Source organism: Nostoc foliaceum FACHB-393 (genome assembly GCF_014698505.1).
GTDB lineage: Bacteria > Cyanobacteriota > Cyanobacteriia > Cyanobacteriales > Nostocaceae > Nostoc > Nostoc foliaceum_A.
The window spans coordinates 97,581-109,840 of record NZ_JACJTD010000014.1; the positions used below are offsets into that span (position 1 = coordinate 97,581).

Sequence of the window (12,260 nt, forward strand, 5' to 3'; positions counted from 1 at the left end):
CTCATTTCTATTCCCCCTCTTCATTATATAAATCTTGAATTGTCTTAGCAGCAAATGCAATACACGCTAAAATATCTTCTCGTTCTATACCTATATACGCATCTAAAATGCTCTCAATACTTTCTCCACCAGCTAATAAATCTAAAATTAAAGAAACCCAAATACGATGTCCGCGAATGCAGGGTTTGCCAAAACAGATGTTTGGGTCAATCGAAATTCGAGAAGGCAAATCATCTTCAAGCATTAGTATTCCCAAAATTTGATGTTATATAACTTTCTAACAAATCCAGCCATCATCCTTTTTCGGCTTCCGAAACCAAAGTAAGGTTTCCAGCATTAGTGCAGATTTACCAAATGCTATAGTGTACGGTGGCAATTTCTTATCGTCGCTACTATATTTATCTGCTAAGGAGTATGCTTGAAAGTGGATAGGTAAACCTAACTTGGCTCTGAGGTAAGTGCGATCGCAATCTGAAAGAAAGCATACTAAACCCCTACCCGATACAGCATCACTTATTTTATTAATCCCGCTACCGTGGGGTTGGCGAATTTCTAAGTTTTTGAGAACCTGGACTTTACCAGATTTGGCAATTTCGCTGATATCTTCTGGATAGTAAAATTTCCAGTCTTCTCTTACTTCTCGGTAGCCAGTCAGTTTCAAACAGCATAAAGCTTCTTGAAAACGAGTGGTTGTGACTCTAGATTTATCAGCTTGCTGTATAAATTCCTTTCTATCTATCCATTCAAACTTAAAGTTGCTGAGAATACCCGGTAAGTTATAAATTTTAAAACGTTCATTTTGTGGTTCTTCTGGATTTGTTGAATCATAAATTGCACAATCTAACTGACTATTTCCCCGAAAACTCCGTGCTTCGTCAATGACTTTCTTTTTCTTTTCTTGTAAACATTGATTAATTTGTTCATATTTTTTCCAAATATTTACATCAAGTGCTTTTTCAATAGTCTCTTTAAAGTTTTTTTCTGCATCTGGATATTGATGAGTCAGCCGTCTTAATTCTTGATGAACACAAGCTGATTGAATAGCACCCCAGCGTTTAGGGTACTGCTTAAATTCATTCACAAATGGGTAACTTGAACGAATAACTTGTGTAAAGGTTACTCGGTCGTAAGTTTTGCCATCTTGCAAAGAGTCTGAATCAGGTTTGAATAATGTTTGAACAATAAATTTGGGAATCAAAGCATAAGCATGATAAGGATGAGGGTGAAAATCTTTGTGTCTGCCTATCCGGCCAAAGCGTTGAATAAAATTACCTGCATCAGCACCTTCAAATACCAAAAAATTAATTCTAAAATCTACACCTACATCAATAGTTGATGTTCCTATAAGTAAATCGGCTTTCGCAACTGATTCAGCTTTTTCTGTCTCACCAGTTAAACCTGTATTTTCTCGAACTTCTAAGTCTAAAGGTTTAAAAATATTTTTAAAATGCTTAACTAGTTTTTTAACCGCAGCAATCGAGTTGAGAATAATTGCACCTTTACTGCCTGGATAATCTTGAAAAAACTTGAAAATTGCTGATTCTGAATTTTCTATCAGCCAATCATAACTAGAAGAAAAATTAGGTTCTAGTGTTTGCGGAAAAAATAAAGTTATTGGTTGACTAATTTGCCGCCATTGAGCGCCATTTTCTGAAAAACAATATTTTCCTTTTTTGGCTGGATTAATTTCTCTATAATTAATGTGAGATTTATCACAAAAATCTAGCAATAAATCATCTGGCGTTGCCGATAAAAACAAAAATTTCTTGCCTGGAACAGTATGCTTAATTAACAGTATTGCATTGAATATACTTGCAACTTGAGCCGAGGAAAATACATGAAACTCGTCAAATATAAACAAATTGTAGTTATCATCTATTTTACTGAATAGCTTATTGGCGTTTTCTCCCTTAGTTTTACCGTCTTTTTTAAAACGCCTAAGATAGCGAAAATCGTGAATATAGTAAAAAATATCGGGATTAGTCAGCAAAATTTCTGCTTGGTTAGAAAGATTAGTTAATCCAGACTGTTTAGTTGGTAATTTATTCGTTTCTATAAAATCTTCCAGAATAGCTGCATTCAGACGATAAATCTGTGGGTTTTTCTTTGGCTGAAATTCGTCCTTATATTTTTGTACTTGCTTTTCCTGATCTCTCGCTAACTCGTTAGTTGGGTAAGTTGCCATTGTTGATACACCATCTGTCATAGCCAGAAGAAAAGCAGCCAAGCTTTTACCATCCCCAGTTATGGCAGTGTTGAACACTATATCAATATTTGGATCGCGTAACGCCTCCAAGGTTTCCACTTGATGCCAAGAAAGCGACCAATCTTTAGGTAATTTCACTCCGTCAGGTGTAGGGACGGTTTGAGAATAAACAGGTTTGAGATTTATGCTGTAATTTTCAGACATGTCCTTGTGAATGCTTGGTTTATCGGAAATTTTATGCAAAAAGAATGACAGGCTTAGTAAATCTAATCAATTTCTGTCACCAATGGCGGCATTTTTTATATATGTGCTAAGAAATACCACTTACAAATTTCTGCAACCATTGGTTGCAGTTTTTTAGATGGGTATAAAACATCTCCAGCCTATTTCTCGCACCATTGGTGCGAGTTTTTCACTTTGCTTAAAAACTGTCCGTAACTCGTTGTTATTCCCTATAATGCCATGCAAAATAGAAGTTGCCAAGATATAACCGCATAAAAATGTCCGTATAAAATATGAGTCGAAAAGGTCAATCTATTACACTGTCGATATCAGAACATGATAAAGCCGAACTAGAAGCGATCGCTCGTGAATTCGGTATGATGTGGGGAGAGGAGCCTAACATCTCTAAGTTAATTAAAGCGATCGCTCAACGTAAGTTACTCATCGGTAACAATAACGATTGGAAAGAACCACGCATCAGGGCATTACATAGATGTATCAATGCGTTGACAGACATCGGGCAAATTGAACAAGCCCAAGTCATTGCAAACTTACTTCTGGAACGCAGCGAACTATCATTACCGCTGCGAGGCGAAATTGAACGTTTCCTAGAGAATTTGCCTCCAGCTTGGCGTTTACAAATAGATAACTACATCTTGCGAAACCAACCATTTCAGCTTTCTTATCAAGATGCAACCGGACGCTTATTAAACTTCACGGTTCGCCACGCCAAAGTTACACCCCACGAAAAGCGACAATATCTTGATTGCTGGTGCGAAGAGACAGAAGGAAACTTTGATATCCCAGAACTGGTTCACAACTGGAGTTTACGATTAGACAGGATTACAGAAGCTGCTGTCATGCCAATTTCTGGTGAGTGGCGATTTAATTTGGCTGAGATTGAAGTGGAAATGCATCTATTTGCTGGTTTGGCTTTTGCCTATCAAGCTAAACCAGAAGACAATATCAATGAGTGGCTACCAGATAAAGCGCGAGTCCGGCGAGTTGTCAGGCGAGTATCGAGTACATTTTGGTTTAGCCGCGAAGTCATGCAGTATGCACCAGATTGTGTAGTGATATTACCAGAGAATGTGCGCGATCGCTTCAAACAAAAACTCCTCACCCTCTGCAATTTATACGATATCGAAACCAGGTCTTAACTCTTTCCCTCTCCGAGTCGGAGAGGGACGGTTTTACGTAGTAAAACCAGGGAGAGGTCTTTTCATCCTTGACAAAAGTACACTTCCATAAGATGCACTCATGTAGCCGTTATTTGCGATCGCCTATAGTCATCTAAAATACGTAAGTAAGACAAATGACGTAATAACAAGGTTTCCAGACATCAATTCTGAAAATTAAAGAAAAAAATAATTACTAATTGCCTAAAAAGTCCGGTTTTTTTGGCTTTGTGATGATAAATAAAAATAATAGCGTTGAATGTCATGCTTCCTTTCACGAAGGATTACTGAAATTCTTCGCTGCTTTCAGGATGACTACTGAACATTAAACAACATCTGCCGCCAATCAGTTTTGTGCTGGGGATGTTTCTGCGCCACAAACCTGGAGATGCAGCTACATCAATGGGTTTCTACCACAAAACTTGCTCTAGATGTATCTAAGTAACTATGCTGATAAAGTGTAAAGATGTCACGGTATCTGGGAGCAAATTTTAAAGCAATTGTAAAGGACTTGGTGCCATTTTGGCAGGTTTTTATCGGCAAGATGGGATATTAGTAGATTGTACAAATCTTTATTCTTATTCCCACACTAGTTACTATCTACCGATAACTGCTAAGTACAAGCAAATACCGACACAGATAAGTTTAAGTAATTTAATGAAGTAGGAAATAATACATGGTATTATCACTGTCTTCTCATAACGTTATCCAGTATCTGCAAGACGCGGGGCTGTGTAGCTCAGAAGATGACGCATCAGATAAATCTGAGTTGCCAGGAAGTAGTAAGAACAATTTCGATTTACTAGTGACTTTAGCAGATAATCGTAAACTGCTCATTAAACAAGAACGTAACGTTAAAAACAATGACGCAGCGCCTCATGAATTGTTTCAGGAGTGGCTATTTCATCAGTTGCTCCAGCAGTTTCCAGTTCTTGGCAATATTTCTGCGATCGCACCATTAGTAGTGCATTTTGACGAAGAAAATTCTATCCTCGTCCGCAACTACTTAAGTGAATATCAGGAGCTTGCGACACTATACCACAATAATGATCTTTTTCCACAAGAAATTGCCACTGCGATCGGCACGACTTTGGCAGGACTGCATCGCGCAACCTACAACCGCCGAGAATATAAGGATTTTATGGCAACTGCTCCGCAAGGAGAGTTTCGCTATGGCTTTTACAATCCGGCGCAAGGGTTAGGGTCAATTGGGCCGGAGATTTTTGGAACGGTTCCCACAGATGCGCTGAAATTCTATCTACTCTACCAGCAATCGGAGAGTTTAGAATCTGCGATCGCTGATTTGGCATATGAATGGAATCCTTGCTGCTTGACTCACAACGACCTGAAATTGAACAACATTTTGGTTCATTCCAGGTGGGAGAAACTAGACAATTGCCTAGTAAAACTAATTAATTGGGAAGCTTGTTCTTGGGGAGATCCAGCCTTTGATTTAGGAACTTTACTAGCAAGCTATTTAGGAATTTGGCTCAAGAGCCTTGTCGTAGACCCCACCATTGAATTACAAGAATCTCTAAATCTAGCATTGACACCGTTGGAGAGTTTACAACCTTCAATTCTTGCCCTAATTAGGGCTTATCTAAATGCTTTCCCCATGATTTTGGAATACCGCAGTGACTTTATTGTGCGCATTATCCAGTTTGCAGGGCTGGCACTAATTCATCAAATTCAAGATATGATTACCTGCCAAAAATATTTTAATAATGCTGACATTTGTATGCTCCAAGTGGCTAAAAGTTTACTCACTATGCCGCAGCAAGCTGTACTGACTATTTTCGGGATATCAGAATCAGAAATTCTGAATCCTGTAGCAAAAATTCATAAGCTTCCTCAACCTGTCAAAGAGCAGCAGTTACTTCGTATTTATTACGAAAAAACTCAGCTTCGCGGTTGTTAATGGCAGGGAGCAGAACAATTTAAAAGCCAGATTTTAACTGCAATTAGACATTTTGAATTGTTCTGCGTATTTTCCTATCATAATTTTCCGAGGATTTTTGCCCCAGAGGGGTTTCATAATTTTGGATTTTAAAATTTGAATTCTAAATGGATTAATGCTAAATTACTCTACCAATCAACCGCTAACTTCTCTATCCGATATTGCTAAGAATATCCAAATTGAGTCAAATTTTTGTATTTATCATCCTAATTATCAACCCTTTGCTCTGCCGACTAAAGTAGCCGACAGATTTCAGCAAAACTCGGCAGATTTACAACAGAAGTATCTCACCTTATTACTACGCAACTTTCTTTATGGGATCTATTACAATGGCTCCCTACAAAGTACTTTAGCAGTCAATAGTGATAGTAGTAATTGCCCGCCAAAGCAGAATTTAACAGATAATTCCATTTTGGAGATTGATTGGGAATTTTACGAGCAATTGCACGCCAGTAATCACGGCATAGGTTACTTTGACCCTCGATGGCAGGTGTTGCGGAAAGAACCTGATGGGACTATGGCGGTGACTAAAGGCGGTTTAACACTTTATGTTGAGCCAGACTGCCATCTAGAATCCAGTAAGAAATCTACCAAAGTGGGTGACATGGTAGCAATCTGGATGCCCAAAAATAGAATGCAAAATGGCTGTTACTTAGCAGTTAGTAATGTCGGACAGGAACGGCAAAGTAACCCCGATGCTGATTTGGGAGCAGGGCGAATTTACTTTAACTTTACGCCATCTGGTGCGATCGCTCTCATGGAAAGCTTGACACTGCAATTGAATGCAGCCTCGATTCCCTTTTGCTTTCAGGTTCTCCACAATCCCAGTGCATACGGACGCTATGATTCGGGGCTACTCTACTTTGAACTCCCTGACTATCCAGCAATCCGCACAATCCTTCAGGCTATTTATCCAGAAAATCAATCCTATTTCCAACCCGAAATTCCCTTGTTTACTAAATTTTTAGCACCAGGATTAGGTTTAGCCGAGGAACCAACCCAAAAATTTGCGGCGCAAGAAAGTTTCGGGATGAACCGTTGCCAAATTGTCGCTAATGCTTTGTTGGAAGCTTGGCAAAAAGGTAAAAATGCAATGGAGGAACGGATGAGGACGATTGACCAACACTTTGCACGACACCTAATAGATTTACAGCGTCCTTATCTTAATCCCAGTTCTAAAGATATATATAAGCCGTTAAATTGATGACGAGTGGGTAGTGGGGCAATACCGCCCCACTACCCATTCAAAATTCCACAATTACCGGCGTATGGTCGCTGGGTTGGGTTAATTTCCTGGGCGCGACATCGATAATGCAACTTGTAGCACGCTCATAGAGGATAGGTGTGAGATAGTGATGGTCAATCCGCCAACCTAAGTTGCGACGGAAGGCGGCGGCGCGATAATCCCACCAGCTATAATTTCCGCCTTCTGTATTGAATTTGCGAAAAGCATCAGCAAATCCCAATTTCAAAATATCGCGTAAGGCTTGGCGCTCTGTTTCTGTCGCCATAATGTGATTTTCTGTACTCACTTGCTCGTGAATATCTTTATCTTCCAGGGCGATATTGAAGTCTCCGCACACACAAATTGCAGATTCTGACAGTACCAACAATCGCAAATACTCGTGTAACGCTGTCAACCAGCGCAGTTTGTATTCGTATTTTTCAGTTCCTACCGCTGCACCATTGGGAACATATAAGTTAACAATCCGAACACCATCAATTACACCTGTAATCACCCGTTTCTGCTCATCCCATTCGTGGTGTAAATCTGGCAAAATCGCCCTAAAACCGCTACTTACGTTTACGAGTGGCTGGCGGCTAATCAGGGCTACGCCGTTATAAGATTTTTGTCCTGACATATAAAGGTTATAGCCTAACTGCTCAAAAGGCGATCGCGGAAACTCAGCATCCATAACCTTGGTTTCTTGCAAGCAGAGAACATCAACAGGATTATTAGTTAACCAATCAGTAACCTGTTCTAGACGAGTGCGAATTGAGTTGACGTTCCAAGTAGCGATTTTCATTAGTTATCAGAATTTTTTGAAAATTAATAATTACAAATTATGTAATTATTGTACAATTACTTAATATTTAAAATTTCTTTTCTATTTCCCAATTACGTTTAAACAAAGCTTTAATGACTTGATCCCATTCAATATTTTAGTATTTTCAGCTACAAAATATTCAAATTTGTAAGTTACGCTACAAAATATTCTACTTCATTATGATCCCCAAGACAGATACAACAAGCAATAGATTTGTTATAGGTTAGAAGTGTAGCTCAGGGTTGACTTTTACCGATAGTCCGTTAGATTTGTCGGCAGAAAATTTCCGGTCTGGTTAACCGTTATTGTGCTTTTAGTAGCCTGTTAGGTTAATTTAAATGTCAAAAGAGTAAGTACAAATGCTCTTTACTCATAAAATAATGATGCAACTCATTATATTGAGGACAATTTCATAGACTGAACCAATAAAACTTATGAAAATCGCTCAAGTTGCCCCCTTATGGGAAAGGGTTCCACCTCCTAATTATGGAGGAATAGAACTGGTAGTGAGTCGCTTGACTGATGAACTTGTTCGTCGCGGTCATGAGGTAACCTTATTTGCCTCTGGCGATTCTCAAACTTTGGCTCATTTAGAAGCAGTTTATCCACGTGCATTGCGCTTAGATCCAAATGTCAAAGAGTATGCAGTGTATGAAATGCTGGAACTGAGTCAAGTTTACCAACGTGCTACCCAATTCGATATTATCCATTCTCATGTAGGGATTTCGGCACTACCTTTAGCGAGTTTGATAACAACAACTTCTACAGTCCACACACTGCACAATAATTTTACAACGGATAACCGTCACGCATTTAGCTACCACCAAAAACAACCATACATCAGCATTAGTAACTCGCAGCGTCAAATCGATCTCAATTATATTGACACGGTTTATAACGGAATTGAGCTGGCAGATTATCCATTCGTAGCCCAACCGTTAGAACCTCCATATTTGGTATTTTTAGGTCGTTTTTCGCCAGAGAAAGGGCCACAACATGCGATCGCTATTGCTAAACAGACCGGTTGGCGCTTGAAGATGGCAGGAAAGGTTGATGTTCAAGACTCTAAGTTTTTTGAACAAGAGATTGCCCCTCTCATAGATGGTCAGCAAATTGAATATCTAGGCGAAATCAACCACGCCGAAAAGACTGAACTTCTAGGCAATGCTGCCATAACTCTCTTTCCCATTAGCTGGCAAGAACCTTTTGGGTTAGTAATGACTGAATCAATGGCAACTGGGACACCAGTGATTGCCATGAATTTCGGTTCCGTACCTGAAGTGATTGCCCACGGCAAAACAGGTTTTATCTGCAAAAGCTATGCAGAAATGGCGGCAATGATTCCACTAGCTTTGGAACTCAATCGTCAAACCTGTCGAAAACATGTAGAAAACAATTTTAGTGTTAGCCAAATGGTTAACGGATATGAAGCTGTTTACAGACAAATTATTACAGACCGCATAGAATCGAATGGCCGCATTTATGCAGCTAACATCCAGTTTTAATCAACTGCTTTTTTTACTTAGTTTAAACAATAATTTTTTAAGGAGGACATTGGTATGAGTACGAGAGCCAACACCTGCCCATGCTGCGGTGGTTCCCTCCTGCGTCATGCCCGTCATGGTGAACTGTATTGGTTTTGCCTGTCGTGCCGACTAGAAGTACCGCTATTAACTGTTACTCGCTTGCCTAATGCGGATACCCGGAACACTGGAGTGGTTCCCCAGCCAGCGGTGAATACATAGTTTTACAGCATTTTAGATTAATAAAAGCCTACTAGATAGATAGAAATCAAAACTGATTTTTTTAAACCTATCAACTAGCTTCAACTGGTAAAATCAGATGGAGCTAATTGATAGGTTTAAAGCTTTGTTAGCAGCCTTACTTTATGGTCAAGAAGATTTACGCCTAGAGAAAGTTGCTGACCCCACTCCGGTAGCTGGCGAAGTTGTGATCCAAGTGGGGGCAGCAACAACTTGTGGTACAGATTTGAAAGTCTGGCGGCGTGGTGGTCATGCCAAAATGCTGATACCGCCGACGCTGTTTGGTCACGAAGGTGCTGGACGAATTGTTGCCTTGGGTGCAGGCGTTACAAATTGGCAAGTGGGCGATCGCATCGTCGCTAATAATTCCGCACCATGCATGAAGTGCTTTTTTTGTCAACGCCAAGAGTATTCATTATGTCCAAATTTGACCTGGAATAACGGGACTTTTGCGGAATACCTGAAAATTCCTGCACCGATAGTAGAGCATAACTTGTTGCAGATTCCCGATGAGTTGCCGTGGGAATTGGCAGCGATGACAGAACCTTTAGCTTGTGTATTGCATGGTATAGCCCGTTCTAATATTAAGCCCAAAGATAAAGTCGTCGTTTTGGGAGATGGAGCAATTGGGTTGATGTTTGTGGCGGCATTGAGTGGGAAAGCTGAGGTATTGCTGTGGGGAGGTAATAAGTATAGGCTAGAAATTGGTCAGAAATTGGGTGCAGCCCAGACTTTTAATTATCATCAAATCCCAGATATTCCCAATGTGGTGAAAGAACTCACCCAAGGATGGGGCGCAGATGTAGTGATTGAAGCCACTGGTGTACCAAGTGTTTGGGAAACTGCGATCGCCTGCGCCCGTCCTGGTGCAACAGTCAACTTATTCGGTGGATGTCCACGGGATACCAGTATTACCGTCAATACAGAACAGCTACACTATAGCGAACTTACCCTCAAAGGAGTGTTTCATAATACACCAGAGTATGTGCGGAAGGCGCTGGCTCTGATCGCTAGTCGCAAAATCCCCTTTGAGTTACTTATTAGTGAACACCGACCATTAAAAGATTTAGAACAGGTGTTTTGTGAGATGAAGGCGCGTCAAGTAATAAAGGTAGCGATGATTCCTTAGTTTTGTGCGGAGTACAGCAGATACATAGCATACTAACTCTTTGACATTCCAGCCAATGCAACACTATCGCCTGGCTTTGAAGGCCATCTGACAGTAAGAATAGTGCAATCGGACTCAGCAACCCACCAATGAGGCACACCTGCACACCAAAGAACATAATCACCTTCACAAGATAATAAAATTTCTCTATCTTCAAATTGCAGGCGAAATTGTCCATGAATGAGAATTGAAAGAGTAGCGGCTTGGTTATTAACTGCCCAATCAGTTCTACTGTCACCTGCTTGGTGGATAGCCCATTTTACTTCTAGCATTTCCGTGGAACGCGGATCGTCTTCAGGGGTGATAAAGTGACCCATGAACCATCCCCAACGATTTTCACCTTCAACGACAGCGTTTCCATAAACAACTTTAGGCTGCATCACTTAATCCCAAAGAAGGAACCAAAATTTGTCCGTTGTAACCCGCTTGGTTGTATTGTTCCAGGACATGAGTTGCAATACGTTTGCTTTCTCCTGATGTAACCAAAATCTCCGCTTTCTCAAGCAAAGGCATCACCCGGCGTTCTAAAGTCCGAGTATCTAAAAATAAGATATGCTCAGTATCAGCCAAGCTAGAAGCCAATTGTTTTAATTGTACAAAGGCACGGGGCGTAACCTTCCTTCTACCTCAACACTAGGAAAATTTGGATCAAAAGTCAGATTTTCCAACTTTCCATCCTTGAGAATCACAAAAGTGTCTTCAACCTTTGCCCCTGGTAAACTGGGATTCCAAGCAACAGCAATACCTTCTGTCAAAGTATCAGTAGTAGTTGGATTTGCGACGATTTCTCGCGCTAAATATCCAGTGGTTCCTCCTTGGTGATGTTCGCGGATGGCATTAGGAAATCCATGCTGCTCATAAGCCTGAGCTAGGGCGTGATAAACTGTATCGAGAGTGGTTCCGGGTTGGCACAAATTCAAAACTACTGCTTCTATTTCGCGCACATGGGAATGCAATTCGGCCCGTTCGTTTGAAAGCTTACCAAAGCAAACAAATCTAGTCAGATTTGCATACAAACCGTAACCTCTAGCGCAAAACACCAGCATCGCTTGCCGTCCAATCTGTTCTCCTGTGGGTGTCGCATGACGGTATAGCGGTAAACGCCTCTCACCCGCTACCAGTGTCAGCGCTGGATGTAACCCTTTCGCCCATAATGCCTCTGCACCCGCACCCGCTAACTGATATTCTGTCCAAGTTGGCTTGGCGGCTTTGAGTACTTCTGTCATGGCAACGCTCGCTTTTTGCCCGATTTGGCGATATCGCTCTAATTCACTTGACACCATTACCCGTTTATGTGATTGCAGAGATACGGGTAACGGCTTTTCTAAATTGGAGATCGGACTATCGCTAAGTAGTTTCCCTCCGGCAGTTGCATCACGAACAAAAGACTCACGGGCAGCAGCATCAGCCCAAGGGTTGAAATGCACCTTAAAATTAGCTGGTAGTTCTTCATCAATAAGACGCTGCGCTTCTATTTCATCGGTTAATACCCAAGCATCTTCAGTAGTTACTAATACTTCTGCTACGCCAGTTTCAGCGGTAAGCAGCACGGTGTTAGAAGCGCCAGCTGTCGCCCAGGCAAACCAGTCTGTTCCGCGCAAACGCACGCCTTGCACTCCGGTTTCACGCAAGGTTTGCCTGATTAACTCTAGTTTTTTGGAGACTTCTTCGTTCATACAAAATTAGTAACCACAGATGAATACAGACAATTATCAGAT

12 protein-coding genes are annotated in these 12,260 nt (G+C 40.8%); 6 read left to right on the forward strand and 6 right to left on the reverse strand.

Features of this window, described 5'->3' with window-relative positions; translation table 11 throughout:
- Positions 1-7: 7 nt before the first annotated feature.
- Both H6G92_RS13985 and cas3 read right to left on the reverse strand, forming a co-directional pair.
- Entirely contained in the window at positions 8-244 is a 237-nt protein-coding gene (locus H6G92_RS13985; RefSeq protein WP_190894282.1) for a DUF433 domain-containing protein, read from the reverse strand.
- 33 nt (positions 245-277) lie between these two features.
- Positions 278-2,410, reverse strand: coding sequence for a type I-D CRISPR-associated helicase Cas3' (cas3, locus tag H6G92_RS13990; protein ID WP_190894283.1), 2,133 nt, complete (start codon positions 2,408-2,410; stop codon positions 278-280).
- Positions 2,411-2,721: 311 nt separating this feature from the next.
- On the opposite strand from cas3, the gene H6G92_RS13995 reads away from it, so the two are divergent.
- The 3 genes from H6G92_RS13995 to H6G92_RS14005 all read left to right on the forward strand — a co-directional run bounded on the left by H6G92_RS13995 (position 2,722) and on the right by H6G92_RS14005 (position 6,767).
- A complete protein-coding gene (locus H6G92_RS13995; protein WP_190894284.1) occupies positions 2,722-3,588 on the forward strand; it encodes a WYL domain-containing protein in 867 nt (288 codons plus the stop codon).
- 694 nt (positions 3,589-4,282) lie between these two features.
- Positions 4,283-5,524: a phosphotransferase family protein gene (locus H6G92_RS14000; protein ID WP_190894285.1), complete on the forward strand. Its 1,242-nt coding sequence runs from the start codon at positions 4,283-4,285 to the stop codon at positions 5,522-5,524.
- A gap of 154 nt (positions 5,525-5,678) precedes the next feature.
- On the forward strand, positions 5,679-6,767 hold the full coding sequence (locus H6G92_RS14005) for a T3SS effector HopA1 family protein (RefSeq protein ID WP_190894286.1): 1,089 nt from the start codon (positions 5,679-5,681) through the stop codon (positions 6,765-6,767).
- A gap of 40 nt (positions 6,768-6,807) precedes the next feature.
- Here the strand turns inward: H6G92_RS14005 and xth are convergent, their stop codons facing one another.
- Complete coding sequence (xth, locus tag H6G92_RS14010) at positions 6,808-7,590, reverse strand: exodeoxyribonuclease III (RefSeq protein WP_190894287.1); 783 nt, start codon at positions 7,588-7,590, stop codon at positions 6,808-6,810.
- 455 nt (positions 7,591-8,045) lie between these two features.
- Here xth and H6G92_RS14015 point away from each other — a divergent pair, with 455 nt between their 5' ends.
- The 3 genes from H6G92_RS14015 (at position 8,046) to H6G92_RS14025 (ending at position 10,503) form a co-directional block, all read left to right on the forward strand.
- The gene (locus H6G92_RS14015; protein ID WP_190894288.1) at positions 8,046-9,116 is read left to right on the forward strand and encodes a glycosyltransferase family 4 protein; all 1,071 of its coding nucleotides are present in this window, start codon (positions 8,046-8,048) and stop codon (positions 9,114-9,116) included.
- Positions 9,117-9,170: 54 nt separating this feature from the next.
- Positions 9,171-9,356, forward strand: coding sequence for a hypothetical protein (locus tag H6G92_RS14020; RefSeq protein WP_190894289.1), 186 nt, complete (start codon positions 9,171-9,173; stop codon positions 9,354-9,356).
- Between the two features lie 124 nt (positions 9,357-9,480).
- Positions 9,481-10,503, forward strand: coding sequence for a zinc-dependent alcohol dehydrogenase (locus tag H6G92_RS14025; protein WP_190894336.1), 1,023 nt, complete (start codon positions 9,481-9,483; stop codon positions 10,501-10,503).
- A gap of 32 nt (positions 10,504-10,535) precedes the next feature.
- On the opposite strand, the gene H6G92_RS14030 is transcribed toward H6G92_RS14025, so the two are convergent.
- Genes H6G92_RS14030 through H6G92_RS14040 form a run of 3 tightly spaced genes read right to left on the reverse strand, consistent with a single transcriptional unit; the run spans position 10,536 to position 12,218 of the window.
- Positions 10,536-10,922: a signal peptidase I gene (locus H6G92_RS14030; RefSeq protein WP_190894290.1), complete on the reverse strand. Its 387-nt coding sequence runs from the start codon at positions 10,920-10,922 to the stop codon at positions 10,536-10,538.
- Positions 10,912-11,124, reverse strand: a complete 213-nt coding sequence (locus tag H6G92_RS14035) for a hypothetical protein (RefSeq protein ID WP_242059125.1) — start codon at positions 11,122-11,124, stop codon at positions 10,912-10,914. Before H6G92_RS14035 ends, H6G92_RS14030 begins: the two co-directional genes overlap by 11 nt.
- Positions 11,125-11,129: 5 nt before the next feature.
- Positions 11,130-12,218: a M24 family metallopeptidase gene (locus tag H6G92_RS14040; RefSeq protein WP_190894291.1), complete on the reverse strand. Its 1,089-nt coding sequence runs from the start codon at positions 12,216-12,218 to the stop codon at positions 11,130-11,132.
- Between the last annotated feature and the right edge of the window lie 42 nt (positions 12,219-12,260).